The sequence below is a fragment of the Frigoribacterium sp. CFBP 13712 genome (genome assembly GCF_014842255.1).
Lineage (GTDB): Bacteria > Actinomycetota > Actinomycetes > Actinomycetales > Microbacteriaceae > Frigoribacterium.
In genome coordinates, this window is sequence record NZ_JACYVH010000002.1 from 356,978 (window position 1) to 382,349 (window position 25,372).

The 25,372-nt window shown below is 71.2% G+C and carries 26 protein-coding genes and 1 tRNA gene; 19 read left to right on the plus strand and 8 right to left on the minus strand.

Features of this window, described 5'->3' with window-relative positions; genetic code table 11:
• Positions 1–32 precede the first annotated feature (32 nt).
• The 5 genes from IFT51_RS05285 (at position 33) to IFT51_RS05305 (ending at position 4,445) form a co-directional block, all read left to right on the plus strand.
• Positions 33–317 (plus strand): oligoribonuclease, encoded by a 285-nt coding sequence (locus IFT51_RS05285; protein WP_192059917.1) that lies wholly within the window; start codon positions 33–35, stop codon positions 315–317.
• A gap of 81 nt (positions 318–398) precedes the next feature.
• On the plus strand, positions 399–659 hold the full coding sequence (locus IFT51_RS05290; RefSeq protein WP_192059919.1) for a thioredoxin domain-containing protein: 261 nt from the start codon (positions 399–401) through the stop codon (positions 657–659).
• A gap of 92 nt (positions 660–751) precedes the next feature.
• Positions 752–2,086: a bifunctional glycosyltransferase family 2/GtrA family protein gene (locus tag IFT51_RS05295; protein ID WP_192059920.1), complete on the plus strand. Its 1,335-nt coding sequence runs from the start codon at positions 752–754 to the stop codon at positions 2,084–2,086.
• 17 nt (positions 2,087–2,103) lie between these two features.
• Positions 2,104–4,251 carry a glycosyltransferase family 39 protein gene (locus tag IFT51_RS05300; RefSeq protein ID WP_371740709.1) on the plus strand — a complete coding sequence of 716 codons (2,148 nt, stop codon included), beginning with the start codon at positions 2,104–2,106 and terminating at the stop codon, positions 4,249–4,251.
• 118 nt (positions 4,252–4,369) lie between these two features.
• A tRNA-Arg gene (locus tag IFT51_RS05305) sits at positions 4,370–4,445 on the plus strand.
• Between the two features lie 93 nt (positions 4,446–4,538).
• On the opposite strand, the gene IFT51_RS05310 is transcribed toward IFT51_RS05305, so the two are convergent.
• A complete protein-coding gene (locus tag IFT51_RS05310; RefSeq protein ID WP_243214205.1) occupies positions 4,539–4,841 on the minus strand; it encodes a hypothetical protein in 303 nt (100 codons plus the stop codon).
• A 151-nt stretch (positions 4,842–4,992) separates the two neighbouring features.
• Positions 4,993–6,012 (minus strand): aldo/keto reductase, encoded by a 1,020-nt coding sequence (locus IFT51_RS05315; RefSeq protein WP_192059924.1) that lies wholly within the window; start codon positions 6,010–6,012, stop codon positions 4,993–4,995.
• Between the two features lie 163 nt (positions 6,013–6,175).
• Between IFT51_RS05315 and IFT51_RS05320 the strand changes: the two genes are divergently transcribed.
• From IFT51_RS05320 to IFT51_RS05340, 5 genes are all read left to right on the plus strand, one after another.
• Complete coding sequence (locus tag IFT51_RS05320) at positions 6,176–6,391, plus strand: methyltransferase (RefSeq protein ID WP_192059926.1); 216 nt, start codon at positions 6,176–6,178, stop codon at positions 6,389–6,391.
• A gap of 133 nt (positions 6,392–6,524) precedes the next feature.
• Positions 6,525–7,112, plus strand: a complete 588-nt coding sequence (ssb, locus tag IFT51_RS05325; RefSeq protein ID WP_192059928.1) for a single-stranded DNA-binding protein — start codon at positions 6,525–6,527, stop codon at positions 7,110–7,112.
• 67 nt (positions 7,113–7,179) lie between these two features.
• A complete protein-coding gene (locus IFT51_RS05330) occupies positions 7,180–7,638 on the plus strand; it encodes a hypothetical protein (protein WP_192059931.1) in 459 nt (152 codons plus the stop codon).
• Positions 7,639–7,713: 75 nt separating this feature from the next.
• Positions 7,714–9,399, plus strand: coding sequence for an energy-dependent translational throttle protein EttA (ettA, locus tag IFT51_RS05335; RefSeq protein ID WP_192059933.1), 1,686 nt, complete (start codon positions 7,714–7,716; stop codon positions 9,397–9,399).
• A gap of 1 nt (position 9,400) precedes the next feature.
• Complete coding sequence (locus IFT51_RS05340; protein WP_192059935.1) at positions 9,401–9,874, plus strand: thioesterase family protein; 474 nt, start codon at positions 9,401–9,403, stop codon at positions 9,872–9,874.
• A 78-nt stretch (positions 9,875–9,952) separates the two neighbouring features.
• Here IFT51_RS05340 and IFT51_RS05345 read toward each other — a convergent pair whose 3' ends face one another.
• Complete coding sequence (locus IFT51_RS05345; RefSeq protein ID WP_192059936.1) at positions 9,953–10,822, minus strand: acyl-CoA thioesterase II; 870 nt, start codon at positions 10,820–10,822, stop codon at positions 9,953–9,955.
• A 21-nt stretch (positions 10,823–10,843) separates the two neighbouring features.
• On the opposite strand from IFT51_RS05345, the gene IFT51_RS05350 reads away from it, so the two are divergent.
• Positions 10,844–11,521 carry a hypothetical protein gene (locus tag IFT51_RS05350; RefSeq protein WP_192059938.1) on the plus strand — a complete coding sequence of 226 codons (678 nt, stop codon included), beginning with the start codon at positions 10,844–10,846 and terminating at the stop codon, positions 11,519–11,521.
• Positions 11,522–11,631: 110 nt separating this feature from the next.
• On the opposite strand, the gene IFT51_RS05355 is transcribed toward IFT51_RS05350, so the two are convergent.
• The 3 genes from IFT51_RS05355 to pepN form a co-directional block, all read right to left on the minus strand.
• On the minus strand, positions 11,632–11,988 hold the full coding sequence (locus IFT51_RS05355; protein ID WP_371740710.1) for a globin: 357 nt from the start codon (positions 11,986–11,988) through the stop codon (positions 11,632–11,634).
• A gap of 149 nt (positions 11,989–12,137) precedes the next feature.
• Positions 12,138–13,142, minus strand: a complete 1,005-nt coding sequence (locus tag IFT51_RS05360; protein WP_244636929.1) for a mechanosensitive ion channel family protein — start codon at positions 13,140–13,142, stop codon at positions 12,138–12,140.
• 122 nt (positions 13,143–13,264) lie between these two features.
• Positions 13,265–15,805: an aminopeptidase N gene (gene pepN / locus IFT51_RS05365; protein WP_192059940.1), complete on the minus strand. Its 2,541-nt coding sequence runs from the start codon at positions 15,803–15,805 to the stop codon at positions 13,265–13,267.
• 89 nt (positions 15,806–15,894) lie between these two features.
• Here pepN and IFT51_RS05370 point away from each other — a divergent pair, with 89 nt between their 5' ends.
• From IFT51_RS05370 to IFT51_RS05390, 5 genes are all read left to right on the plus strand, one after another.
• Positions 15,895–16,521: a disulfide bond formation protein DsbA gene (locus tag IFT51_RS05370; protein WP_192059942.1), complete on the plus strand. Its 627-nt coding sequence runs from the start codon at positions 15,895–15,897 to the stop codon at positions 16,519–16,521.
• An 88-nt stretch (positions 16,522–16,609) separates the two neighbouring features.
• Positions 16,610–17,095, plus strand: coding sequence for a ribose-5-phosphate isomerase (locus IFT51_RS05375; protein ID WP_192059944.1), 486 nt, complete (start codon positions 16,610–16,612; stop codon positions 17,093–17,095).
• A gap of 99 nt (positions 17,096–17,194) precedes the next feature.
• The gene (locus IFT51_RS05380) at positions 17,195–18,181 is read left to right on the plus strand and encodes a DNA-formamidopyrimidine glycosylase family protein (protein ID WP_192059946.1); all 987 of its coding nucleotides are present in this window, start codon (positions 17,195–17,197) and stop codon (positions 18,179–18,181) included.
• Positions 18,182–18,185: 4 nt separating this feature from the next.
• Positions 18,186–18,812 (plus strand): FMN-binding negative transcriptional regulator, encoded by a 627-nt coding sequence (locus tag IFT51_RS05385; RefSeq protein ID WP_192059948.1) that lies wholly within the window; start codon positions 18,186–18,188, stop codon positions 18,810–18,812.
• On the plus strand, positions 18,809–20,329 hold the full coding sequence (locus IFT51_RS05390) for an amidohydrolase (protein WP_192059950.1): 1,521 nt from the start codon (positions 18,809–18,811) through the stop codon (positions 20,327–20,329). The genes IFT51_RS05385 and IFT51_RS05390 overlap by 4 nt, the downstream gene beginning before the upstream one ends.
• A gap of 94 nt (positions 20,330–20,423) precedes the next feature.
• Here the strand turns inward: IFT51_RS05390 and IFT51_RS05395 are convergent, their stop codons facing one another.
• The gene (locus IFT51_RS05395; protein ID WP_055794695.1) at positions 20,424–20,912 is read right to left on the minus strand and encodes a Dps family protein; all 489 of its coding nucleotides are present in this window, start codon (positions 20,910–20,912) and stop codon (positions 20,424–20,426) included.
• 189 nt (positions 20,913–21,101) lie between these two features.
• Between IFT51_RS05395 and IFT51_RS05400 the strand changes: the two genes are divergently transcribed.
• The 3 genes from IFT51_RS05400 (at position 21,102) to IFT51_RS05410 (ending at position 24,617) form a co-directional block, all read left to right on the plus strand.
• Positions 21,102–22,511, plus strand: a complete 1,410-nt coding sequence (locus IFT51_RS05400) for a sensor histidine kinase (RefSeq protein ID WP_192059952.1) — start codon at positions 21,102–21,104, stop codon at positions 22,509–22,511.
• A 4-nt stretch (positions 22,512–22,515) separates the two neighbouring features.
• A complete protein-coding gene (locus IFT51_RS05405; RefSeq protein WP_192059954.1) occupies positions 22,516–23,181 on the plus strand; it encodes a response regulator transcription factor in 666 nt (221 codons plus the stop codon).
• Positions 23,182–23,291: 110 nt separating this feature from the next.
• A complete protein-coding gene (locus IFT51_RS05410) occupies positions 23,292–24,617 on the plus strand; it encodes an acyltransferase (protein ID WP_192059957.1) in 1,326 nt (441 codons plus the stop codon).
• Here the strand turns inward: IFT51_RS05410 and IFT51_RS05415 are convergent.
• On the minus strand, positions 24,591–25,322 hold the full coding sequence (locus IFT51_RS05415; RefSeq protein ID WP_192059958.1) for an SGNH/GDSL hydrolase family protein: 732 nt from the start codon (positions 25,320–25,322) through the stop codon (positions 24,591–24,593). The two genes, IFT51_RS05410 and IFT51_RS05415, sit on opposite strands and share 27 nt — an antisense overlap.
• Positions 25,323–25,372 lie beyond the last annotated feature (50 nt).

Sequence of the window (25,372 nt, forward strand, 5' to 3'; positions counted from 1 at the left end):
ACCGACTCCGCGCCTCCTGGTAGACCTGTGGCATGACAGACAGCAAGCCCACCGTGGCCGAGGGATCCGAGTACGTCGTCTTCTTCGAGGGCGGCCCCAGCGATGGCGCCACCGACACGCGCATCAGCACCGACGGCGGCTACGACGACGAGATCACCGACTTCGTGCTGGTCGACGGCATGGAGACCGGCATCGTCTACACCGCCACCGAGGCGAAGATGGTCGGCGAGCAGCTGCAGGTGCACTACTCGCTCGACGTGAGGGACAGCGACCCGGTCGTCGACCCCGAAGACCGGAACGACGACCGCGACAACTGACAGCGGGGGCTCCGGCCACCGACAGCAGGACCGCAGGAGGCGCGGGGGAACATTCCCCCGCGCCTCCTCGTTGTGCCCGGCATGATGCTCGAGCTGTACACGTCCGCCTTCTGCGGTCCCTGCCACGCGGCTCGCGCCGTCGTCGCCGAGGCCCGCGCCCTGGTGCCGGGGCTCTCGGTCGACGAGGCCGATGTGGCCCACCGACCGGGCGACGCCGAGGCGCGCGACGTGCGCAGCACCCCGACGATCGTCGTCACCCGCGACGACGGCGAGGTCGTGTTCCGGGCCGAGGGCGCGCCGACGCTCGACAAGCTGCTCGGGGCGCTCGCGCTCGCACTCTAGGAGCCCCGGGCATAGGTGGTCCATAGGGATCGCGCGGCGCAGCCATCGGCTCGTGCAAGGGGGCCGATAGCCAGGTCGTCGAGCGTGGTCGCATGCCAGACGACGACATCCTCAGACCCCTGCCCGCCCCCGCCGGTCCGTTGCGGCTCGACATCGTCGTGCCCGTCCACGACGAGGCCGACACGCTCGAGACCAGCATCGGCGACCTGCACGCCCACCTGACGCGACACGTCGCCGAACGCTGGCGAGTGACCATCGCCGACAACGCCAGCACCGACGGCACGGCCGAGCTCGCCGACCTGCTCGTGGCCCGGCTGCCCGGCGTCACCGCCGTCCATCTCGCCGAGAAGGGGCGGGGTCGGGCCCTCAAGCAGGTCTGGTCGGAGTCGCCGGCCGAGGTGCTCGTCTACCTCGACGAAGACCTCTCCACCGACCTCTCGGCCCTCGGCCCCCTCGTGGCGCCGCTGCTGTCGGGGCACTCCGACCTCGCCATCGGCACCCGGCTCAGCCGCTCGTCTCGCGTCGTGCGAGGCGGCAGGCGCGAGTTCATCTCGCGCAGCTACAACTTCCTGCTGCGACGCACGATGGGGGTCGGCTTCAGCGACGCGCAGTGCGGGTTCAAGGCGATCCGGCGCGATGCCGCCGCGCAGCTGCTGCCGCTCGTCGAGGACACCGGGTGGTTCTTCGACACGGAGCTGCTGATCCTGGCCGAGCGGTCGGGCCTGCGGATCCACGAGGTGCCGGTCGACTGGGTCGACGATCCCGACAGCTCGGTCGACATCGTGGCGACGGCGACGGCCGACCTCAAGGGCATGGTGCGCGTCGGTGCGGGCATCGCGCGGGGCACGATCCCCGTCCAGGCCGTGTACGAGGCGATCGGGAGGCGCCCGTTCGAGTCCTCCGCGCCTCCTGCCTTCTTCTCGCAGGTGGTGAGGTTCGGAGCCGTGGGCGTGGCCTCGACGGCGGCCTACGCGCTGCTGTACCTCGTGGCGCAGCAGGTGATGCCCGCCCAGTCGGCGAACTTCCTCTCGCTGCTCGTCACAGCCGTGCTGAACACGGCGGCCAACCGGCGGTTCACGTTCGGGGTCCGAGGCGCGCGGGGCGTCGCCCGCCATCAGCTGCAGGGGCTCGGCGTCTTCATGCTCGCGTGGCTGCTCACCTCGGGGTCGCTCGTGGTGCTGCATGCGGCGGCGCCGTCGGCCGACGCGCACGCCGAGCTCGTCGTCCTGACCGCGGCGAACCTCGTCGCGACCGTGCTGCGGTTCGTGCTGCTGCGGGTCTGGGTGTTCCGGTCGGAGGCGACGCACGTCACCCCGGGCCCGGCCGACGACCGGATGCCCCGAGAGTCACCGGGCACGGCGCCCGACCCGACCGCGCTGTCCGGCACGGTCACGGGCGACGACGACGTCACGGCGGTCGGCCGATGAGCGCCGGCACGACCTCGATGCCGGTCGAGCGTCCTCTCGCCGACCGTCCTCTCGCCGACCGTCCGGAGGCTGCGCGTGCTGCCGGCCCGCGCCTCCGTTCTCTCGGTCGACGCTTCGTCCGCGGCCGGGAGGGAGCGGCGGCGTGGGAGCGCCCCGCCTTCATCGCCCTGCTCGTCGCGACCGCTGGGTTCTATCTGATCAACCTGTCGGCGAACGGGTGGGCGAACTCGTTCTACTCGGCCGCCGTGCAGGCGGGTTCGCAGAGCTGGGAGGCGTTCTTCTACGGATCGTCCGACGCGGCGAACTCGATCACCGTCGACAAGCCGCCGGCCAGCCTGTGGTTCATGGCGCTGTCCGTCCGCCTGTTCGGGTTGTCGTCGTTCAGCATCCTGCTGCCCGAGGTGCTGATGGGTGTGGCGACCGTCGGCCTCGTCTGGGCCACGGTGCGTAGGCACTCCTCCGCGACGGCCGCCTTCGTGGCGGGCGGTGTGCTCGCGCTCACGCCGGTGGCCGTGCTGATGTTCCGCTTCAACAACCCCGACGCGCTGCTCGTGCTGCTGCTGACCCTCGCGACGTACCTGACGCTCCGCGGTGTCGAGTCGGGGCGCATCCGCTGGGTGGTGTGGGCCGGCGTCGCCATCGGCTTCGGGTTCCTGACGAAGCAGCTGCAGGCGTTCGTCATCCTCCCCGTGCTGGCCGGCGTCTATCTGATCGCGGCGCCCGTCATCCTGCGCAAGCGGGTGCTGCATCTGCTGGCGGCGCTCGCCGCGGTGGTCGTGTCGGCCGGATGGTGGGTCGCCGTCGTCGAGCTGGTGCCCGAGAGCATGCGGCCCTACGTCGGCGGTTCGCAGAACGACTCCTTCCTGGAGCTCACCTTCGGCTACAACGGCCTCGGGCGGCTGACCGGTGACGAGACCGGCAGCGTGACGGGAGGAGGCGGTGGTGCGGCCACCGGGGCGACCGGCATGTGGGGGGAGACCGGCATCACGAGACTCTTCACCGGCGAGTTCGGCGGTCAGATCACCTGGCTGCTGCCCGCCGCGCTGATCGTCGGACTCGTCGCGCTGGTGCTGCTCGGCTTCCGGCACCGGACCTCCGCACGGCGGGCGACCCTGCTGCTCTTCGGCGGCTGGATGGTGCTGACCGCGCTCGTCTTCAGCTTCATGTCGGGCATCTTCCACGCGTACTACACCGTCGCCCTGGCGCCGGCGATCGCCGTGACCCTCGGAGCCGGAGCCGACGTGCTGTGGCGTCGTCGACACCGCCTCGTCGTCCGGATCGTCCTCGCCGTGACGGCCCTGCTGACCGGGGCCTGGGCATGGGTGCTGCTGTCGCGATCCGAGTCGTGGCAGCCCTGGATCAAGTTCGTCGTCGTGGGCCTCGCCCTCATCGGAGCCGTGCTCGTCCTGCTGCCCCGCCGGGGGCGCACGCTCACGGTGACGACCCTCGCGGTGCTGCTCACCGGCTCGCTCCTCGCTCCGGCCGCCTACTCGGTCGAGACCGTGGCGACCGCGCACACCGGGTCGATCGTGACGGCCGGGCCGTCGGTGTCGGGAGGCATCGGCGGATTCGGCGGCGGCGGCGCCGGCGGTGGCGGTGGCGCGGGTGGTGTCGGCGGAGGCGGCACCGGTGGTGGTGCCGGCGGGCCCGGCGGCGCAGCGGGTGGCACGCCTCCGCAGATGCCCACGGGCGGTTTCGGGGCGACCTCGCCAGGGACGGCAGGAGGCGCGGGCACCGGCACCGGGACGGCACCCGCAGGCGGTGGTGCGGGCGGCGGCGGTGCGGGCGGCGGCGGTGCGGGGTCCCTGCTCGGCGCCGACACCGTCAGCGACGAACTGGCCGCCGTCGTCGGGGCGGACGCCGACGACTACACCTGGGTGGCGGCTGCCGTCGGCTCCAACGGCGCCGCGGGGTATCAGTTGGCGACGGGTGATCCCGTCATGGCGATCGGCGGGTTCAACGGCAGCGACCCGTCGCCGACGCTCGAGGAGTTCGAGCAGTACGTCGCCGACGGAGAGATCCATTACTTCGTCGGAGGGTCGATCGGCGCGTCGAACGGCGGCAGCTCGGAGTCGAGCGACATCGCGGCCTGGGTCGAGGCGAACTTCACACCCACCGAGGTCGACGGGGTCACGCTGTACGACCTGACCGACCCCGTCGGCTGACCCGCCGTCACACCGCACGACACGAACCGGACACCGCGCGCTGGCGCGGTGTCCGGTTCACCACGCGGTGCCCGGCGGAGCCGGGACGGACGAGGAGGCGCGGTATCGTTGATCGTCCGCCCCCGTAGCTCAGCGGATAGAGCAGGAGCCTTCTAATCTCTTGGTCGCAGGTTCGATTCCTGCCGGGGGCACCACGACGCAGATCTCGCGGTGCTTCTCATCTCTTGGTCGCAGGTTCGATTCCTGCCGGGGGCACCACGACGCGGCAATGACTCCTGCCCGACGGATCAGGCGAAGCGGAAGCAGTCGGTGGCGTCCGCGCGACTCCAGAACTCGCCGATCTCGACGAACCGTCGCTGACGGGCGATGAACCGCTTGGCCCGGTACTTCTCGCCCTGCGGGTCGGCGAACCGCTCGACGTACCCGAGCACCTCCCCGCCCGGGCGGGTGACCCGTGCGAGATCGTCACGGACCTGCACGAGTCGCAGACCCCCTCGGGTCTCGTCGAGCTGGAGTCGGGGTTCGTCGTGCGTGTGCGTGCTCGCCGAGGCGAGCGGGGTGTGCGGGGCGGGGAAGGCGGTGGTGGTCATGAGGTGCTCCTGAGGTCATCCGGCCGATGCTGTCGAGAACACCTCCGACGCTACGGTCGACCACCGACATTCCCGCGGCCGACCGCACCCGATGGCGCGACCGCGACCGCGGCCCCCACCCCTCAGCCCGCCGCAGCCCCGCCCCGCCCGGTCAGCGCCCCGTGCCGTCGACCGCGAGCGGCTCGATCGCCGCCAGCTCGTCGTCCGTGAGCGCCGCGCCGTGCAGGGCGTCGAGGCTGTCGTCGAGCTGCGCGACGGACGACGCGCCGATGAGCGCGCTCGTGACCGCGGGCTGCCGCAGCACCCAGGTCAGGGCGAGCTGCGCGAGCGACTGGCCCCGCGCCTCCGCGATGCCGTTCAGGCCCCTGACCCGCTCGAGGTAGGTCTCGCTGAGGGCCTCTTCGGTGAACCAGCGGCCCTCGGCCATGCGGGAGCCCGCGGGCGCCTCGCCCGAGAGGTAGCGCCCGGTGAGCAGCCCGCCGGCGAGGGGCGAGAAGACGATCGATCCGACCCCGCGCTCGAGAAGGGTGTCGAAGAGGCCGTTCTCGGGCTTGCGGTCGAACATGTTGTAGCGCGGCTGGTGGATGAGCAGCGGCACCCCCTCGGCGGCGAGCGCGTCCGCCGCGGCGACCGTCTGCTCGGGCGAGTAGTTCGAGATGCCGGCGTAGAGGGCCTTGCCCTGGCGGACGGCCGTGGCGAGGGCGCCCATCGTCTCCTCGATCGGGGTCTCGGGATCGGGCCGGTGCGAGTAGAAGACGTCGACGTAGTCGAGACCCAGGCGACCGAGGCTCGCGTCGAGCGACGACAGCAGGTACTTGCGCGATCCGCCGTCGCCGTACGGACCCGGCCACATGTCGTAGCCGGCCTTCGACGAGACGACGAGCTCGTCGCGGTACGGGCGCAGGTTCGCGGCGACGATGCGACCGAACTGCTCTTCGGCCGAGCCGTAGGGGGGCCCGTAGTTGTTCGCGAGGTCGAAATGGGTGACGCCGCGGTCGAACGCGCGGAGGACGATGTCGCGCTGGGTCTCGAGCGCGCGATCGGTGCCGAAGTTGTTCCAGAGACCGAGCGAGATGCGCGGCAGTCGGAGGCCGCTCCGGCCGGTGCGTACGTAGTCGAGCTTCGAGTACCGTGCGTCGTCGGCGACGTAGGGGGTGAAGGGTGATCTCATGGCAACACCCTAGGGTGCGGCGGTGCGGGCGCCCCGGTCCTCTCGGTGGGCGGGGGAGTACATTCCGGGGCGAGGGCGACCCGTCGGTCAGCGGACCGCGTGTCGTCACCGTTCTCCGTCGCCTCGCTGCCGCGGGCGACGACCTACAGAGAGGTGCTCGACGATGAGCGACCAGACGACGACGAGACAGACCTGGGTGGCCGTCGGCCCCTCCGGAACGGTGGGCTCCATCCACCGGACGCACGAGGGCTTCGCGGTCCGCATGCCTTCGCGCGACTCCGACGAGAGCGCGGTGTTCCCGACCCTGGCCGTGGCGAAGAGCGCGCTGTTCGCGGCGCTCGGACCCGGTGCGGACTACCCGGAGTTCCACGAGCACTGACACCGGCCGCCGATATCGGCCACCGACACCGGGCGCGGTCATGATCCCTCCCCGGTCGGCCCGTCGCCGTCGCCGTCCACAGGGAGGCGCGGCGCGGGTCGGTCGGCGGCCCCGCGGTCGCGAGACTCGCCCCATGACCGACATCATCACCCTCACAGGGACCATTGCCACCGATCCGCGCACCGTCACGACCGAGGCCGGCCTCGACATCGCCAGCTTCCGTCTGGCGAGCACCATCCGTCGCTACGACCGCTCGACCGACACCTGGTCCGACGGCGAGACGAACTGGTACACCGTCACCGCCTTCAGGGCCATCGCCGGCAACGTCGCGGCCAGCGTCAAGAAGGGCGACCGCGTGCTCGTCACGGGCCGCCTCCGAGTGCGCCCCTGGCAGAACGGCGACCGATCGGGCACCACCGTCGAGATCGACGCCGACGCGATGGGGCACGACCTCCGGTGGGGTCGATCGACCTTCACCCGGTCGTCGGCCGCCGTCGTCGCGCCCTCGCCGACCGACGCACCCGAGCAGGTCGAGCAGCCCGAGCAGGCGGACGACACGGACGGCCAGGCGGATGAGGAGGCGCGGCGCCAGTCTCCGACGACGCCTCCCGCCGACGGATGGTCGGTCGCGCCTCTCGGCGCCGACGAGTCGGGTGCCTCGTCGCCCGGTGCCGACGGGCCGGGCGTGCGCGACCTCGAGAGCATCGACACGCCCTTCTGATCGACCCGTAGAATCGGCAGCGGCTCCGCCCGGGCCGCATGATCGTCCGCGAAGAGGAAGGCCCGCCGTGCCCCGCTCGCGTCTCGCGCCGTCCGCCGTGGTGCTGCTGGCCCTGGCCCTCGGGGCGGCGGGCTGCACCTCGAGCCCCGACCCGGTCGCGACCGACCCCGTGCCGAGCGCATCCGCGTCGGCGGCGGCCACCTCCCTCGCGGCGGACGCCCCGATCGACGAGGCCCGCGCCTTCTTCGACCGGGTCAACAGCTCGTACCTCGACGGCGGGGGAGCGACCGACGGTCGGTCGCTCGTCGACAACCTCGTCGCGGCCGGGTTCGACAAGGCCGACATGCAGGTCACGAGCGACACGACGTCGATCGGTCGAGAGGCCGACTCGATCCAGTTCTCCGTGCTGCGCGGCGAAGACTGCCTCGTCGGTCAGGCGGGGTCGACCGGCTACTCCAGCCAGGTCGCCCCGGTGCTCGGCACGGGCGACTGCCTGATCGGCACGACGCGGACCATCGACTGGTGACCCGGGCGCCATCGGCGCCCTCCTCTTCGTTCTCACCCACCGGGGCGCATCGCCCTGCCCGATAGACTGGACCCCATGGCCGAATACATTTACTCGATGGTGCGCGCCCGCAAGGCGGTCGGCGACAAGCTGATCCTCGACGACGTCACGATGTCGTTCATCCCCGGCGCCAAGATCGGCGTCGTGGGGCCCAACGGCGCCGGCAAGTCGACGATCCTGAAGATCATGGCGGGGCTCGACACCCCCAGCAACGGCGAGGCGAAGCTCAGCCCCGGCTACACCGTCGGCATCCTGATGCAAGAGCCCGAGCTCGACGAGACCAAGACCGTGCTCGAGAACGTCCAGGAGGGCGTCGGTCCGATCAAGCAGAAGCTCGACCGCTTCAACGAGGTGTCGGCCGCCATGGCCGAGCCCGACGCCGACTTCGATGCGCTGCTCGCCGAGATGGGCACCCTCCAGGAGGACATCGACGCCGCCGACGCGTGGGATCTCGACTCGCAGCTCGAGCAGGCGATGTCCGCCCTCCGCACGCCCCCGGGCGACGCCGAGGTCGCGAACCTCTCCGGTGGTGAGAAGCGTCGCGTCGCGCTGTGCAAGCTGCTGCTGCAGAAGCCCGACCTCCTCCTGCTCGACGAGCCCACCAACCACCTCGACGCCGAGAGCGTGCTCTGGCTCGAGCAGCACCTCAGCAAGTACCCCGGCGCCGTGCTCGCCGTGACGCACGACCGGTACTTCCTCGACCACGTCGCCGAATGGATCGCCGAGGTCGACCGCGGTCGTCTCTACCCCTACGAGGGCAACTACTCGACCTACCTCGAGAAGAAGGGCGAGCGCCTGCAGGTGCAGGGCAAGAAAGACGCCAAGCTGGCGAAGCGCCTCGCCTCCGAGCTCGAGTGGGTCCGCAGCAACGCCAAGGGCCGCCAGGCGAAGTCCAAGGCGCGTCTGGCCCGCTACGAAGAGATGGCGAACGAGGCCGAGCGCACACGCACCCTCGACTTCGAGGAGATCGTGATCCCCGTCGGGCCGCGACTCGGCTCGCAGGTCATCGACGCGCACAAGCTGCACAAGTCCTTCGGCGACCGCGTCCTGATCGACGATCTCTCGTTCACGCTGCCCCGCAACGGCATCGTCGGCGTCATCGGTCCGAACGGCGTCGGCAAGACGACCCTGTTCAAGACGGTCGTCGGTCTCGAGCCGCTCGACGGCGGCGAGCTCAAGGTCGGCGAGACGGTCGACATCTCGTACGTCGACCAGAGCCGCGGCGGCATCGACCCGAACAAGAACCTGTGGGAGGTCGTCTCCGAGGGGCACGACTACATCCAGGTCGGCAAGACCGAGATCCCGTCGCGGGCCTACGTCTCGCAGTTCGGCTTCAAGGGCCCCGATCAGCAGAAGAAGGCCGGTGTGCTCTCCGGTGGTGAGCGCAACCGCCTCAACCTGGCGCTCACCCTCAAGCAGGGCGGCAACCTCCTGCTGCTCGACGAGCCCACGAACGACCTGGACGTCGAGACCCTCGGCAGCCTCGAGAACGCTCTGCTCGAGTTCCCCGGCTGCGCCGTGGTCATCACCCACGACCGGTGGTTCCTCGACCGCATCGCGACGCACATCCTCTCGTGGGAGGGGCTGAACGACGACGGCACACCGAAGTGGTACTGGTTCGAGGGCAACTTCGAGGCGTACGAAGAGAACAAGATCGAACGTCTCGGTGCCGACGCCGCCAAGCCCAGCTCGGCGACGTACCGCAAGCTGACACGCGACTGAGATGACCCGCCTGCACGTTCCGACCCGGGTCCGCTGGAGCGACCTCGACGGGTACCGGCACGTGAACAACGCGTCGATGCTGCGCCTCCTCGAAGAGGCGCGCATCGACGCGTTCTGGTCGGTCGACGGCGAGGTCGACCAGACGTCGGGCGCGGCGGTGCTCGACGGCAGCCCCGGTGCCGACACGATGACCCTCATCGCTCGTCAGGAGCTCGAGTACCTGCTGCCCATCCCGTACCTCAGGGCGCCGCTCGACATCCAGGTCTGGGTCGGTCGGCTCGGCGGCGCCAGCCTCGAGGTCTGCTACGAGGTGTGGTCACCACTCGGCGTCGAACCGCGGCAGCTCTTCACCAAGGCGGCGACGACCATCGTGCTCGTCGACACGCCGACGAACACGCCGCGACGGATCTCGGCCCGCGAACGCGCCGCATGGGAGCCCTTCGTCGAGCCGCCGCTGACCTTCCGTCGTCGCTGAGTCGCACCTCACCGAACCCGCGCTCGAGCACCACGAGCGGCCTCGAGAAGTCCCGCACCGCCCGGCGCCGCACGGCCGTCAGGCCCGGGGGACGCGGATCATGCCCTCCTGCGCGACGCTGGCGAGCAGTCGACCCGACCCGTCGTAGATGCGACCGAGCGCGAGTCCGCGCCCACCGGTGGCGTTCGGGCTCTCCTGGACGTAGAGCATCCACTCGTCGGCGCGGCCCGGGCGGTGCCACCACATCGCGTGGTCGAGGCTGGCGGCCTTCAGCCCGGGGGTGATCATCGGCACGCCGTGCCGACGGTAGATCGTCTCGAGCAGCGTGTAGTCGCTGGCGTAGAGCAGGGCGGCGCGGTGCAGATCGAGGTCGTCGGGCAACGGCGACGTCGCCTTCATCCACACGGCCTGGTGCGCCACCCGGGCGCCGTCGATCGTGAAGTAGACGGGCGACGGCACGTGCCTCATGTCGAACGGGCGGGCGGCCCAGGCACGGGCCACGGGGTGGTCGACGGCCGACAGCAGCTCGGAGTCGCTCGGCACGTCGTCGGGCCCGGGGAGGTCCGTCGGCATCTCGACCTGGTGGTCGAGGCCGTCGTCGAGGGTCTGGAACGAGGCGATCATCGACAGGATGGGCACGCCGTCCTGCGACGCCTGAGTCCGTCGGGTGGCGAACGACCGCCCGTCGTGGATCCGGTCGACCGTGAACGTGATGGGGATGCTGAGATCGCCGGGGCGGAGGAAGTACGCGTGCAGCGAGTGCACCGCGCGTTCCCCGCCGATCGTCCGCTGAGCGGCGACCAGCGACTGGGCCATCACCTGACCGCCGAAGACGCGCCCGAGGGGCTCCCACTGCGAGGTGCCGGTGAAGACGTCTTGGCCGCCGACGTTGCCCGCGGGGGCCAGGTCGAGGGTGGCGAGCAGGCTCTGCAGCGGATCGTCGGTCATCCGATGTAGTTTAGGGGGCCGATGAGCACGACATTCACCCTCCCCGACTCCCTTTCCCTCAGCGACCTCGCGACCTATCTGGGGCGGGCGGGCCGGGTCGAAGACGGCTCCGTGCGTCTCATCGCCGGCTCCGGCGTGCTCGCGGTCTACACGGCCGTCTTCTACCCCCTCGGGCTGCTCGACGAGAGCCCCACGGTGCTCGGTCTCCGCACCTACCAGCTCGACGACTCGCCGGTCTTCGACGCCGTGGTGCCCGTCCGGTCGATGAAGGAGCGGCTGGTCAGGCTGCAGAACGACGTCGTCGACCCCACGGCGCCGGTCACGGTGTCGCTCCCGGTCGAGGTCAACACGGTCACCTGGGCCGCGATCTCCCCGCCGCGCGGCGGCTGGTCACCGCTGCCGGGCGCCGACGAGGGCGTCCTGCGGACGACGGCGACTTCGGGCATCGACGAGATCGCGGCGGCGCTGCCCGAGAACGCCGGCGAGCAGATCGTGCACCGCGTGCGCTCCGAGGTCTGGTCGCGCTCCGTCCCGGGTCTCGAGCATGTGCCCGCCGGGGCCGCCTTCGCCGGTCTGAGCCTCGGGTTCCTGGTCGAGGGCGACGAGGTCGCGCTCTTCGAGACCGGCCCGTGGACGCGGCTGACGACCAGTCGGGGCCACGTGCTCGTCAAGCGCCGCGCCTCCCTGCTCGGCGGCTGACGCGAGTCGACCCGCACGCGAGTCGACCCGCACGCCGTCAGATCCGCACCCCGGTCGAGATCCGGACGGACCCCGAGGAGGCGCGGGTCGCCCGGGTGGGCACCCGCCGGTCAGGCGGACGGCGCGTTCACCATCGCGTGGGCGGCGCGTTCGAGGTAGGCCCAGAGGGTGGCGTCGTCGAGCGGCGACAGCGACAGCTCGTCGACGGCCGTGCGCATGTGCAGCAGCCAGCGGTCGCGCGCCTCGGGTGTCACGGTGAAGGGCGCGTGGCGCATGCGCAGGCGAGGGTGCCCGCGCTCCTGGCTGTAGGTCGTCGGACCGCCCCAGTACTGCTCGAGGAACCCCGTCAGTCGCTGAATCGCCCCCTCGAGGTCGGCTTCGGGATACATCGGCCAGAGCACGTCGTCGTGCCGGACCCCTTCGTAGAAGCGCCGCACGAGTCGCTCGAAGATCGGCCGACCGCCGATCTGCTGCCAGAAGTTGCCTTGGGCGGCGTCCTGTCCGAGACCGGCGCGGAGGGTGACGGGCTGAGCCGCGCCTCCTGCGCTCGGGGGGCCGACGGGCAGGCCGGGGCCGCCGCCGAGACCGGACGACGGGGGAGTCGGGGGCAGATCGGTCACTTGCGCTTGCCCTTCGGGATGTGCGGCGTCGGCGAGGTGCGGGGCGGACGTGCGCCCTGGACGGAGGAGGCGCTGTCGAAGCCCGTGAGGACGACGCTGGTCAGCGACGGCAGCACGATGTCGAGTGCATCGGTGGTCTTCTTCAGCCGGGCGCGCAGCTCGCGGTCGACGGTGTCGCGATCGGACGATCGCGTCTTCACGACGATGCGGATGACGACGTGCTCTTCGGCGATCGACTGGATGCCCCAGACCTCGGGCGTCTCGAGGATCGCGCGCTTCCAGCGGGGGACGGCGGCGAGCTCGATCGCGGTCTCGAGCATGGCGTCCTGCACCTGGTCGACGTCGGCCGAGTAGGGCACGGCGAGGTCGATGACGACGCGGGTCCAGCCCTGCGACATGTTGCCGACCCGGAGGATCTCGCCGTTGCGGACGAACCAGAGGACGCCGTTGACGTCTCGGATCTGCGTCACGCGGATGCCGACGGCCTCGACGACCCCGGCGGCCGGCCCGACGTCGACCACGTCGCCGACCCCGAGCTGATCTTCGGCGACCATGAAGACGCCGTTCAGCAGGTCTTTCACGATGTTCTGGGCGCCGAAGGCGAGACCGGCGCCGACGACGCTGGCCGCCCCGACGATCGCGACGATGTCGAAGTTGAGCTCGCCGAGCACGAGCACGAGCGCTATGCCGGCGATCAGCACGGTGACGACGTTGTTCAGCACGCTGCCGAGGGTGCGCGTGCGCTGCACGACGCGGACGGCCTGAAGCGGCGAGGCCATCAGCGCCTGCGTGTCGTCGACGTTCTGCTTGCGCTTGATGCCGTTGACGACCTGGTCGACGATCCGACGGATGGTGAAGTGCAGCGCCACCCGGAGGAGCACCGCGACCACGATGATTCCGGCGATGCGGATGGGGATGCCCCACATCTTCCAGAAGGCGTCCCAGTCGAAGGAGACGGGGGCGGCGGGGTCGGTGCCGGCGGCGAGGAGGAGGAGAGTCATCGTCGACAAGTGAAGCACGGGTCGTCAGGTCTCTGCGGTGAGGCCGCTGAACGCCGAAGCGGCAGACCCTCTGAGAAGGTCTGCCGCTTCGGGTGCGGGGTGCCGGTCGGCCGGCGGGCCGGCTAGCGCTCGTCCGCCGCCTGGGCGCGCAGGGCGCGCTCGACGCCCGAGACGCTCTCGCTGACGATGCGGCGCAGGGCCGGCACGTCGGGGTTGGCCTCGAGCCACGCGTACGACGCGTCGACGAGGGCCTGGTCGGCGAGGCCGGCCGGGTACAGCCCCGAGACGAGCGTGTCGGCGATGTGGTAGCTGCGCGACTCCCAGATGCCCGTCAGCGACGAGAAGTACCGGTCGACGAGCGGCTGCAGGATCGCCGGGTCGTTCGCGTGCTGGAACCCGAGCGTCGTGGCCCGCACGATGGCGTTGGGCTGGTCGGCGCTGTCGACGATCGAGGCGAACGCGGCCTCCTTGCCCGCCGTCGTCGGGAGGGTCGCTCGCGCGCGGGCGGCGGCCTGCGCGCCGTTGGCCGTGTTGTCGGCGGCCAGGGCCTCGTCGATCTCGGCCTCGCCGGCGCCGCCGACGAGCACGAGGCCCTCCAGCAGCTGCCAGCGGAGGTCGGTGTCGACGGTGAGGCCCTCGAGGGCGACCGATCCGTCGATCAGACCGGCCAGCGCCTCCTTGTGGGCCTCGGTCGACGCGATCGCCGCGAAGAACGTGACGAACTGGAACTGGGCGTCCGACCCGGCCTCGGCGGCCTGCGCCAGGGCCCACAGGCCGTCGCCTACCTCGGTGACCGTGGAGGCGCGGCGCGTGGGGGCGACGTAGCTGCGGGCCGTCTGCAGCAGCTGCGAGAGGGTCGTGCGGATGGTCGTCGACTCGGTCTCGGTCGCGATGTTGTCGAGCACGAGGCGGACGTAGTCGGAGGGCGAGGTCTCGGCGTCGCGGGTGGCGTCCCAGACGGAGCCCCAGACGAGGGCGCGCGCCAGCGGGTCGGCGATCTCCGAGAGGTGCTGCAGCGCCGTCTCGAGCGAGGTCTCGTCGAGACGGATCTTCGCGTAGGCCAGGTCGTCGTCGTTGATGAGCACGAGGTCGCCGCGCGTCAGGCCGACGAGCTCGGGCACCTCGGTGCGGGTGCCGTCCACGTCGATCTCGACACGGTCGGTGCGGACCAGCGAGCCGCCCTGCAGAGCGTAGAGGCCGATCGCGAGGCGGTGCGGGCGGATCGTCGGGTAGTCGGCCGCCGCCTCCTGCAGCACCGCGAACGAGGTGATGACGCCGTCGGCGTCGACCTCGAGCTCGGGGCGGAGGGTGTTGACGCCCGCCGTCTCGAGCCACAGCTTCGACCAGCTGGTCAGCTCGCGACCCGAGGTGGCCTCGAGCTCGACGAGGAGGTCGCTGAGCTCGGTGTTCGAGTGGTGGTGCTTCTGGAAGTACGCGGCGACGCCGGCGTAGAACGCGTCGATGCCGACCCAGGCGACCAGCTGCTTCAGCACCGATCCGCCCTTGGCGTACGTGATGCCGTCGAAGTTGACCTGGACGTCCTCGAGGTCGTTGATCGTGGCGACGACGGGGTGGGTCGAGGGAAGCTGATCCTGGCGGTAGGCCCAGCTCTTCTCCATCGCCTGGAACGTCGTCCAGGCCTCGGTCCACTCGGTGGCCTCGGCCGTCGAGATGGTCGACGCCCATTCGGCGAACGACTCGTTCAGCCAGAGGTCGTTCCACCACTTCATGGTGACGAGGTCGCCGAACCACATGTGGGCGAGCTCGTGCAGGATCGTGACGACGCGGCGCTCCTTGATGGCGTCGGTCACCTTGCTGCGGAACACGTACGTCTCGACGAAGGTCACGGCGCCCGCGTTCTCCATCGCGCCGGCGTTGAACTCGGGCACGAAGAGCTGGTCGTACTTCTCGAACGGGTACGCGTACTGGAACTTCTCCTCGTAGTACGCGAAGCCCTGGCGGGTCTTCTCGAAGATGTAGTCGGCGTCGAGGTACTCGGTGAGCGAGCGACGCGTGAAGATGCCGAGGGGGATGGTGCGGCCGTCGGCGCTCGTGAGGTCGCTGCGGACGACGTCGTAGGGGCCCGCGATGATCGCGGTGATGTAGCTCGAGAGCACGGGCGTGGGCGCGAAGGTCCAGGTGCCGGTCTCGCCGTCGACGACGGGCTCGGGGGTCGTCTGGTTGCTGACGACCTGCCAGCGGGCGGGCGCCGTGACGGTGAACTGGAACGTCGCCTTGAGGTCGGGCTGCTCGAACACGGCGAAGACCCGGCGGCTGTCGGGCACCTCGAACTGCGAGTAGAGGTAGACCTCGCCGTCGACGGGGTCGACGAAGCGGTGCAGACCCTCGCCGGTGTTGGTGTACTCGGCGTCGGCGACGACCTCGAGCACGTTCTCGGCCGCGAGACCGTCGAGCTGGATGCGCACGCCGTCCGAGACGGCCGCGGCGTCGAGCGCCGTGCCGTTCAGCACCACGGAGTGCACGGTGCGGGTGAGGGCGTCGATGAAGGTCGAGGCGCCCGGGGTCGCGGTGAAGCGCACGGTGGTCGTGCTGCCGAACACCTCGTCGCCGCGGGTCAGGTCGAGGTCGATCTCGTACGACTGCACGTCGACGATGCTCTTGCGCTCCTGCGCTTCGACGCGGGTGAGGTTCTCTCCGGGCACGGTGGCTCCATCCGTATAGGTAGTGAGGGGACTCGTGGTCCGCTGAAAGCCTAGACCGGCCGTCGTGACGCGGGGTGTTGACTGGGGCGATGACCGACACCGTCGCCCCCGCTCCCCGAACCGCCGTCGACTTCTGGTTCGACCCCTCGTGCCCCTGGGCCTGGATGACCAGCCGCTGGATCGACGAGGTCGCCGTGCACCGCGATCTCGACGTGACCTTCCACATCATGAGCCTCGCCGTGCTCAACGAGGACAACGACGTCAGCGACGAGTACAAGGCGAACTTCGCCCGCATGCTCCGCTACACGCGTCTCGTCACGGCCGTCGGCGAGCTGCACGGGCAGTCCGCCGTCAAGCCCCTCTACGACGCCCTCGGCACGCGCATCCACCCCGGCGGCGAGACCGACGCCGACGTGGTCATCCCCGCGGCGCTCGCCGAGGTCGGCCTGCCCGCCGACCTCGCGCGCTACGCCGACACCGACGAGTACGACGCGCAGATGCGCGCCAGCCACTTCGACGGCATCGAGCGCGTCGGACAGGACGTCGGCACGCCGGTGATCGCCGTGAACGGCACCGCCTTCTTCGGGCCGGTCATCTCGCCCGCGCCGAAGGGCGACGAGGCCGCCCGCCTCTGGGACGGCGTCGTGGCCGTCGCCTCGTACCCGGGGTTCTTCGAGATCAAGCGCACCCGCACGGTCGGGCCGATCTTCGACTGACGACCCGCGCCTCCTCGGCTGGGCAGCCCCGCCGCCGAGGAGGCGCGCGTCGCGATCCGTCCGCCGGCCCGGTTCTAAGATGATCACCATGCGCATCCACGTGGCGACCGATCACGCCGGCCTCGAGTTCAGCCAGACGGTCATCCAGCACCTCTCCGACGCGGGCCACGACGTGACCGACCACGGGCCGACCTCGTACGAGCCCCTCGACGACTACCCGTCGTTCTGCATCGCGGCGGCGAGGGCGGTCGTCCGCGACCAGCGCGAGGGCCACGACGCGCTCGGCGTGGTCTTCGGCGGCTCGGGCAACGGCGAGCAGATCGCCGCGAACAAGGTCGAGGGCGTGCGGGCCGCACTGGTCTGGAACGACTCGACCGCCCGTCTGGCCCGTCAGCACAACGACGCGAACGTGATCGCCATCGGCGCGCGTCAGCACACCGAGTCCGAGGCGCTCGCCTTCATCGACGCCTTCGTCGCCGAGCCCTTCAGTCACGACGAGCGTCATGTGCGACGCATCGCGCAGGTCGGCGAATACGAGACCACCGGGGCCATCGCCGGGCACCCGGTCGACTGACGACGTAACGTCGAGTGCGGCGGGCGCCCCGGTCGGGGTACCCGCCGCTTCGTCGTCCCGGCCCCACCGCCGGGACCTCACCCCGAGAGAGGGAGCACCGTGCCCGAGGGTCATTCCGTCCACCGCATCGCCAACCAGTTCGAGCAGAGCTTCGTCGGGCACCGAGCCGCGGTCAGCTCACCGCAGGGGCGCTTCGCGGCCGGGGCCGAGAGGCTCGACGGGGCGACCATGGTGACCGCCAAGGCGGTCGGCAAGCAGATGTTCCTCGAGTTCGACAACGGACTCTGGCTGCACGTGCACCTGGGGCTCTACGGCGCCTGGGACTTCGCGGGCGAGATCGCGACGGGGCACTCGATGGCCGAGTCGCGGCGTCGCCGGGCCGCCACCCGCAAGTCCGAGAACGCGCCCGAGAACGCGCCCGACGACGACGGCGAGCACTCGATGGCGAGCATCGGAGCGCCGCGCACGAGTCGGGTGCGCATGGCCGAGCAGGAGAAGGCCGAAGACGACATCGAGTCGTTCCCGCCCGAGCCGGTCGGCCAGGTGCGGGTGCGGCTGCTCACCGACACGGCGGTCGGCGACCTGCGCGGCCCGACGAAGTGCGAGGTGCTCGATGCGGCGGGAGTCGACATGGCGATCGCCAAGCTCGGCCCCGACCCGCTGGTCGACTCGCCCAAGAAGGGCGCCGACCGGTTCGTGTCCGTCGCGGGCAAGAAGCGCACCCCGATCGGTCTGCTGCTGATGGATCAGAGCGTCGTCAGCGGCATCGGCAACATCTACCGGGCCGAGCTGCTCTTCCGGGCGCGCCTCGACCCGCACACCCCCGGCAACCAGGTGCCCGAAGAGGTGCTGCGCGCCCTCTACAAGGACTGGACGAAGCTGCTGAAGAGCGGCGTCGAGCTGGGCCAGATGATGACCATGGACGGTCTGACGAAGGCGCAGCACGCCAAGGCCCTCCGCAGCCGCGCCGACCGGCACTGGGTCTATCACCGCGAAGGACTGCCCTGCCGGGTCTGCGGCACGAACATCGTCATGGAGATGGCCGCGGGTCGGAAGCTCTACTGGTGCCCGACCGACCAGACTTGAGCCCATGCGGCACACCCCCACGTTCGTCCTGACCGATGTCGACGAGGTCAGGCGCCTGATCCGCGAGAACCCGTGGGCGACCATCGTGTCGCACACGGCCGCGGGCATCGTCGCGTCGCACTACCCCGTGGTGCTCGAGCCCGCCGACCCGGCCGACCCCGACGCGATCTCCATCGTCAGTCACGTCGGCCGCCCCGACGAGCGCTCGCACGAGCTCGGCGAGCACGAGGCCATGGTGATCATCCAGGGCCCGCACGGCTACATCTCGCCCGGCTGGTACCCCGCCGAGCAGATCGTCCCGACCTGGAACCACGTCACCGCGCATCTCTGGGGCGTCCCCGAGATCCTGTCCGACGACGAGAACTTCCGAGTGCTCGGCGAGCTCGTCGACCACTTCGAGAACGTGATGCCCGAGCCCGTGTCGCTCGCTCTCGACGAGGAGGGCTCCCGCCGCGTCGCGAAGGGCACCGTCGGCATCCGCCTGCGGGTGACGCGGTTCGACGCCCGCCTCAAGCTCAGTCAGAACAAGCCGCCGGAGGTCGTCGACCGCATCGTCGACGAGCTCGAGCACGGCCGGCACTACGCGCAGCCTGCGCTGGCCGCCGAGATGCGACGGGTGCGCGACCGATGAGCCTCGTCGACGCCCCGACCGGGGGAGCCGAGGAGGCGCGGGGCCTGATCCTGACAGACGCCCGCCTCGTCGGCAGCGACGGCTCCCCGGTCGACGTGCTGATCGAGTCGGGCGAGGTCTCGGCGATCGCCCCCGGCATCACCCCGGCTCCCGGCGTCGACGTGGTCGACCTCGGCGGGCGCTGGCTCGCACCCGGTCTCTGGGACTCGCACGTGCACATGGACCAGTGGGCGCTCGCCCGGCGTCGACTCGACCTCTCGACCGCCCGCTCCGCCGCCCACGCGGCGTCGCTCGTCGGCGAGAAGCTGCGCGACGACCCGCCGCCGAGCGGGCAGCCGCTCGTCGGCTACGGCTTCTTCGACGCCCTGTGGGCCGACGAGCCGACCCGCGGGGTGCTCGACTCCGTCAGCGGCGACGTGCCCGTCGTGCTGGTCAGCAACGACCTGCACGCGGCGTGGCTCGATTCCGCGGCCCTGGCACGATACGGCTACGGAGGCCACCCCACGGGTCTGCTGCGCGAGCAGGACGCCTTCGACGTCAGCACGCGGGTGAGCGCGGTCCCCGACGAGCTGCTCGACCGGTGGGTGGCCGAGGCGTCCGCCGCCGCGGCCGCGCGTGGCGTCGTCGGCATCGTCGACCTCGAGATGTCGTTCTCGATCGACCGGTGGGCCCGACGGGTCGCCGGCGGCGACCGCAGCCTCAGGGTGTCGGCCGGCGTCTACCCCGCCGACCTCGACCGGGTGATCGAGCGGGGCCTCCGCACCGGCGACGTCATCGACGGCACCGGGGGGCTCGTGACCATGGGCCCGTTCAAGATCATCACCGACGGGTCGTTGAACACCCGCACAGCCTTCTGCCACGACCCGTATGCGGGTCTCGAGGGCACCCCCGCGGCTCGGGGCCTGTCCGCCTACGACGCCGACGAGCTCGTCGACTGGCTGCGCCGCGCCTCCTCGGCCGGGCTGGTGCCCGCGGTGCACGCCATCGGCGACGCCGCGAACGCCCTCGCGCTGGACGCCCTCGAGGCGGTCGGCTGCGGCGGGAGCATCCAGCACGCGCAGCTCGTCGACGCCCGCGACGTCGCACGGTTCGCCCGGCTCGGCATCGTCGCGAGCGTGCAGCCCGAGCACGCGATGGACGACCGCGACGTGGCCGACCGTCTGTGGGCGGGGCGCACCGATCGCGCCTTCGCCTTCGAGTCGCTCGCCGCCGCCGGCGTGACGCTGCGACTCGGGTCCGATGCGCCCGTGGCGCCGCTCGACCCGTGGGTGTCGATGGCCGCCGCCGTGTCGCGGTCCCGCGATGGACGCGAGGCCTGGCACCCCGAGCAGCGTCTGGTCTCGTCGGTCGCGCTCGCGGCGTCGACTCGCGGGCGATCGTCGGTGGAGGCGGGATCGGTGGCGGACCTCGTCGTGACGGAGTCCGACCCTCTGTCGGCGGCGGACGCCGACCTCCGGGCGTTCGACGTCGCGGCGACGCTGCTGGGCGGCCGCTTCACCCACGTCGCGCTCGGCTGACCCGGGCGTCTGCGGTCCGCTTCCGCGCAGGCGGGGCACGACGGAGGCCGCCGCCCCGAGGGGCGACGGCCTCCGATCGTCTGGAGCGGGAGTCTCAGCCGGCGACGTGAGCGGCGAGGAACCAGCGGTCCTTCTCGAGGCCGCGCGAGATCTCGATGGCGACGTCCTGGCTCGAGGCGTCGAGCTCGCCGAGCTCGTCGATCGCGGTGCGGACCGCGACGAGCGAGGCGTCGATCTGGGCCACGAGCTCGGCGATCGTGGTGTCGATCTGGTTGAAGCCGGGCGAGGTGGGCGGGATGACCGTGTTGGCGGCGACGGTGGCGATGCGCCCGTCGACGGGCAGCCCGAGGGCGACGACGCGCTCCGCGGCGAGGTCGGCCCACTCACGTGCGTGGTCGACGACCACGTCGATCAGCTCGTGGACGGCGATGAACGCGATGCCGCGGACGTGCCAGTGAGCCTGCTTGCCGTTGACCGACAGCGCGGTCATGTCGGTGACGATCTGGCTGAGGAACTGGGCGACGCCGGCAGCGACGTCGGGGTCGACGGATCCCTGGGGGACGGTGCGGGTGAGGTCGGTCATGACGTGGTCCTTTCCTTGACGATGTGGTCAACGCTAGAGGTCTGAGAAGATTCCGCAAGCAAGCTGAGGCTCGGCTCACGTAGGCCAGCCTCGCCTCACCGAGAGCGTCGGAGGCGGGGGATAACCCCACCCGGGTTCCGGTCGCTGGCACCATGGGTCGGACGCCGGCCGTCGACCAGGCTCGACAGCATGAACCAGGAGACCCCCATCACGACCCCGAACCCCTACCTCTCGCCGCCGCGGCAGGCCGGCGGCTACGCCCGACGCTGGCGCGGCCTGCCCCGCGAGCTCGGCTACATCGCGCTGTCGGCGGTGCTCGTGGTGGTGGTGCTCATCGCGGCCAACATCGCCCTCCGCGGGTGGGAGACCTCCGGCGGCTACATCGCGAGCCTCCTGTCGCTCGCCGTCGTGGTGTTCGTCTCCCTCTGGGCGGCGCGCTGGTTCGGCACCTTCGAGGTGACGCGGCTGCGGTGGGCCTCCGACCGCCCGATCCGCCCCGTCGACTGGACGCCGAACACGACGTGGGGTCGCTCCGACAAGCGCATCGTCCGCGCCGTGTCCGTCGTCGCGAACCCGCACTACTGGCTCTACCTCCTCTACGCGGTCGTCGTCTTCCCCGCGGTCGCGGGGTTCACCTCGTTCGTCACATTCGCGGCGCTCGCCGTCCCGCTGGGGCTCGTGCTCCTGGGCGTGCTGATCCTCACCGCCGTCGTGCCGTGGAACATCTACTCCCTGGGTGACGCGCTCAGCGGGTCGACCGTCGGGTTCATGGCCCTCGCCGTGGGCGTGGTCGTCCTCGCCGCGGTCGTCCTGCTGCTGCCGTACGTGCTGCACGGGTTCGTCGTGATGCACCAGGCGATCGCCGCGGCCATGCTCGGCGGGTTCCGCTCCGACGAGCTCGAGGTGGAGCTCGCCGACCGCGAGATCTCCCGCACGGCGGCCCTCTCCGCCGAGGGCACGGCGCTCCGCCGCCTGGAACGCGACATCCACGACGGCCCGCAGCAGCGACTCGTCCGGCTCCAGATGGATCTCGCCGCCGCCTCCCGCGCCGTCGACACCGACCCCGACAAGAGCCGGAGCCTCATCGAGGAGGCGCGGGTGCAGTCCCAGGAGGCCCTCGAGGAGCTGCGGGCGCTGTCCCGCGGCTTCGCGCCTCCTCTGCTCCTCGACCGCGGTCTGCTCGCCGCCCTCGAGTCGCTGGTCGACCGGGCGACGATCCCGACCACGCTGCTCGACCGGGTGCCCGCCCACGTGGTCCTCCCGGTCGACATCGAGCGCAACGCGTACTTCATCGCCTCCGAGCTGGTCACGAACATCGGCAAGCACGCCGAGGCGTCGTCGGCCGACATCGTGGTGCGCACACGGCAGGCGCCCGACGGCATGGGGCTGCTCCTCGAGCTCGTGGCCACCGACGACGGCCGCGGCGGGGCGGGGCTCCGCGACGGGCACGGCCTGGCCGGGGTGCAGGAGCGCCTGGTGGGACTCGGCGGGTTCCTCGACATCTCGAGCCCGGCGGGCGGGCCGACCATCGTGACGGTGAGCATCCCGCTGACCGCGAGCCCGACGATGCCGACGGAGACCGTGGTCTCCCTAGACTGACCGGATGGCCGACAGCACCCTCGATCCCGCCCTCCGTGTGGTGGTCGCCGACGACTCCGTGCTGCTGCGCGAAGGACTCGTCCGACTGCTCGACGAGATCGGGGTCGTGGTCGTCGGGGCCTACGGTGACGCCGACGAGCTGCTCGCCGCGCTCGACGCGGACCTCCCCGACGTGGCCGTCCTCGACGTGCGCATGCCCCCCTCGCACACCGACGAGGGGGTGCGCGCGGCCATCGAGATCCGCTCGCGCCGACCCGGCACGTCGATCCTGCTGCTCTCGCAGTACGTCGAGGTGGCCTACGCCCGAGACCTCCTCGAGGCGGGCTCCGGAGGAGTCGGCTACCTCCTGAAAGACCGCATCGCGTCGCTCGACGAGTTCCGCGACGCCCTCGAGCGGGTGGCGAACGGAGGCACGGTGCTCGACCCGCAGGTCGTGTCGCAGCTGCTCGGTCGGCGCAGCGACCCCCTCGCGGCGCTGACGCCGCGTGAACGAGAGGTCCTGACCCTGATGGCCGAGGGGCGGACGAACGCCGCGATCGCGTCGGCGCTCGTGATCGGCACCGGCGCCGTCGAGAAGAACGTCACCTCGATCTTCCAGAAGCTGCTGCTCGAAGACAGCGGCACCGACCATCGCCGCGTGCTCGCGGTGCTGGCCTACCTGCAGCACTGACACCGGCACCGGCACCGGCACCGGGGGCGGCACCGACCACCCGCCGGCCGCATCGCGCGGGGCGACGCAGGGGAGGGGCGCCGGCCAGGACCCTCGGGTAGCCTGTGGCGATGTCCGCGCCAGCCCCGACCCCGACCCCTCCGGGCGCGTCGGCGGCGCCGTACTGGGGCGATCGCATCGTGGGTCTCGAAGGCCTCCGCGGGCTGGCGGCGATGGCCGTGCTCTCGTACCACGTGGCGCACGTCCTGACGCGCGACGTCGAGGACGAGACGATGCCCCTGCTCGTCTTCTTCATGCACCAGGGCCTGAGCCTGTTCTTCGTGCTCTCGGGGTTCCTGCTGTTCTGGCCGTTCGCCACCCGCATCATCGAGGGTCGTGAGCTGCCGTCGCTGAGGCGCTACGCCACGAACCGGTTCCTGCGCATCTGGCCGGCCTACGTCGTCGTCCTCCTGATCGTCAACTTCGTCCTGCAGATGTCGTTCCTGTCGCAGAACGAGTTCGGTCGGCTGCCGTGGTGGAAGACCCTGGTCGACCTGAACCTGCTGCACTCCTACCTGCCCGGCACGCTGCGGACGGGTCTCGAGGTCTCGTGGACGCTGACCGTCGAGCTGACCTTCTACCTCGTGCTCCCGTTCCTGGCGATGCTCGGTCGGCACGTCGCGCTCCGCACCTCCGGCTGGATCGGTTCCCTCGTGCCGGTCGGGGCGATGTTCGTCGCCGGTGTCGCCGGCAAGATCTGGCAGCACACGGTGGGCGAGACGTCGGGCCTGAGCGGTGGGGACCTCGCGTGGTCCGACAACTGGTTCTCCGTCGTGAGCCGCAGTCTGCTGCTGCACGCCGACCTCTTCGCCTTCGGCATGGCCGCCTCGCTGCTCTACATCGCCGTCCGGCGGGGGGCCGCACCTCGAGTGGCCGTCTCCGCTCTCCGCGGCACGCTGCTCGTGATCATCGGGGCCGCCTTCGTGGTGGCCTGGATCGGCTCGACCCCCGAGTTCCAAGACACCTTCGCGTCCATCGGCTTCACGGGCGTGCTGCTGCTCATGGTGCTGCCGGCCCACGGCGACCGTCTGGGTCTCATCGCCCGGTTCTGCGACTGGGCGCCCGTCCGTGGCCTCGGGGTCATCTCGTTCAGCGTCTACCTGTGGCACATGCCGGTCATCCGCATCATGCAGGACCTCCTCGATCCCGGTCAGGGCGGACGCGCGCTGTACGTCCTCTATCTCGTCGTGACCGTCGCGATCACACTGACCCTCGCGACGATCACCTACTGGGCGGTCGAGAAGCAGGCGCTGCGCCTCAAGCCGACGGGCAGGCCCGCCCGCGGCGGCGGCGCCTCGGGCCTCGGCGCGACGGCACCGGGAGACGACGCGCTGGCCGAGCGGTCGTCAAGCCCGGGTGCCGAGCGGTCGTCAACCCCGGGTCGAGTCGGCGGGTGACGCCGCCTCGTCGAGGATGAGCTCGTGCAGCTCGCGGCCGAGTCTCTCGTAGCCGGCTGCCGTGGGGTGGATGCCGTCTGCGCTCGTGGCCGGGGCCCACTGTCCGTCGGCTCCTCTCGCGAAGAGCCAGGGATCGATGAGCGGATAGCCCTCGCCATAGGCCCATGAGGCCAGGTCGGCCTCGTAGTCCATGGCCGCCTCCGGGGCGGGCTGGTAGGGCGGGATCGCCGCGATCAGCACGCGGTCGGCGCCCACCGTGCCGATGATCGACTCGTACGACGCCTCGGCCTCGGCGAACCTCGTGCCGTGACGCACGTCGTTCGTCCCTCCCATCAGCACCAGGACGTCGGCGTCGACGGGCGAGACGGCGGCGGCCATCTGCTCGACGGTCGCGCCGGCACGGGCCCAGCCGCCGGCGAACACGACTCCGTCGCCCTGCGCGTAGGTCATCCACGACTCGTCGTCGAGTCCGTTGCCGAGGAACCCGCTGCGGCCTGCGCTCAGCGAGTCGCCGACCACCGCCACCCGGAGATCGTCGGCGGACGCCGCCGGTGCCACACCGCCTTCGGCACGCGGGGCCGTGGTGCTCGGTGCGGAGCAGGCGGACAGCGCCACGGCCAGTGCGACGGCCGTGACGGTGGCGGCGGTGCCGAGCAGGCGCGCCCGTCGGCGGACGGAGCGGCGGGGCGACGATCCCGGGGTCATGGCGCCATTCTGCGGCACCCGCGGTCGCTGCGCGAATCGCTCAAGGCGAT

Coding starts and splice junctions, on each gene's coding strand:
- IFT51_RS05285 (WP_192059917.1), top strand. CDS start 33: ATGACAGACAGCAAGCCCACCGTGGCCGAGGGATCCGAGTACGTCGTC.
- IFT51_RS05290 (WP_192059919.1), top strand. CDS start 399: ATGATGCTCGAGCTGTACACGTCCGCCTTCTGCGGTCCCTGCCACGCG.
- IFT51_RS05295 (WP_192059920.1), top strand. CDS start 752: ATGCCAGACGACGACATCCTCAGACCCCTGCCCGCCCCCGCCGGTCCG.
- IFT51_RS05300 (WP_371740709.1), top strand. CDS start 2,104: ATGCCGGTCGAGCGTCCTCTCGCCGACCGTCCTCTCGCCGACCGTCCG.
- IFT51_RS05310 (WP_243214205.1), bottom strand. CDS start 4,841: ATGACCACCACCGCCTTCCCCGCCCCGCACACCCCGCTCGCCTCGGCG.
- IFT51_RS05315 (WP_192059924.1), bottom strand. CDS start 6,012: ATGAGATCACCCTTCACCCCCTACGTCGCCGACGACGCACGGTACTCG.
- IFT51_RS05320 (WP_192059926.1), top strand. CDS start 6,176: ATGAGCGACCAGACGACGACGAGACAGACCTGGGTGGCCGTCGGCCCC.
- ssb (WP_192059928.1), top strand. CDS start 6,525: ATGACCGACATCATCACCCTCACAGGGACCATTGCCACCGATCCGCGC.
- ettA (WP_192059933.1), top strand. CDS start 7,714: ATGGCCGAATACATTTACTCGATGGTGCGCGCCCGCAAGGCGGTCGGC.
- IFT51_RS05340 (WP_192059935.1), top strand. CDS start 9,401: ATGACCCGCCTGCACGTTCCGACCCGGGTCCGCTGGAGCGACCTCGAC.
- IFT51_RS05345 (WP_192059936.1), bottom strand. CDS start 10,822: ATGACCGACGATCCGCTGCAGAGCCTGCTCGCCACCCTCGACCTGGCC.
- IFT51_RS05350 (WP_192059938.1), top strand. CDS start 10,844: ATGAGCACGACATTCACCCTCCCCGACTCCCTTTCCCTCAGCGACCTC.
- IFT51_RS05360 (WP_244636929.1), bottom strand. CDS start 13,142: ATGACTCTCCTCCTCCTCGCCGCCGGCACCGACCCCGCCGCCCCCGTC.
- IFT51_RS05370 (WP_192059942.1), top strand. CDS start 15,895: ATGACCGACACCGTCGCCCCCGCTCCCCGAACCGCCGTCGACTTCTGG.
- IFT51_RS05375 (WP_192059944.1), top strand. CDS start 16,610: ATGCGCATCCACGTGGCGACCGATCACGCCGGCCTCGAGTTCAGCCAG.
- IFT51_RS05385 (WP_192059948.1), top strand. CDS start 18,186: ATGCGGCACACCCCCACGTTCGTCCTGACCGATGTCGACGAGGTCAGG.
- IFT51_RS05390 (WP_192059950.1), top strand. CDS start 18,809: ATGAGCCTCGTCGACGCCCCGACCGGGGGAGCCGAGGAGGCGCGGGGC.
- IFT51_RS05395 (WP_055794695.1), bottom strand. CDS start 20,912: ATGACCGACCTCACCCGCACCGTCCCCCAGGGATCCGTCGACCCCGAC.
- IFT51_RS05400 (WP_192059952.1), top strand. CDS start 21,102: ATGAACCAGGAGACCCCCATCACGACCCCGAACCCCTACCTCTCGCCG.
- IFT51_RS05405 (WP_192059954.1), top strand. CDS start 22,516: ATGGCCGACAGCACCCTCGATCCCGCCCTCCGTGTGGTGGTCGCCGAC.
- IFT51_RS05410 (WP_192059957.1), top strand. CDS start 23,292: ATGTCCGCGCCAGCCCCGACCCCGACCCCTCCGGGCGCGTCGGCGGCG.
- IFT51_RS05415 (WP_192059958.1), bottom strand. CDS start 25,322: ATGACCCCGGGATCGTCGCCCCGCCGCTCCGTCCGCCGACGGGCGCGC.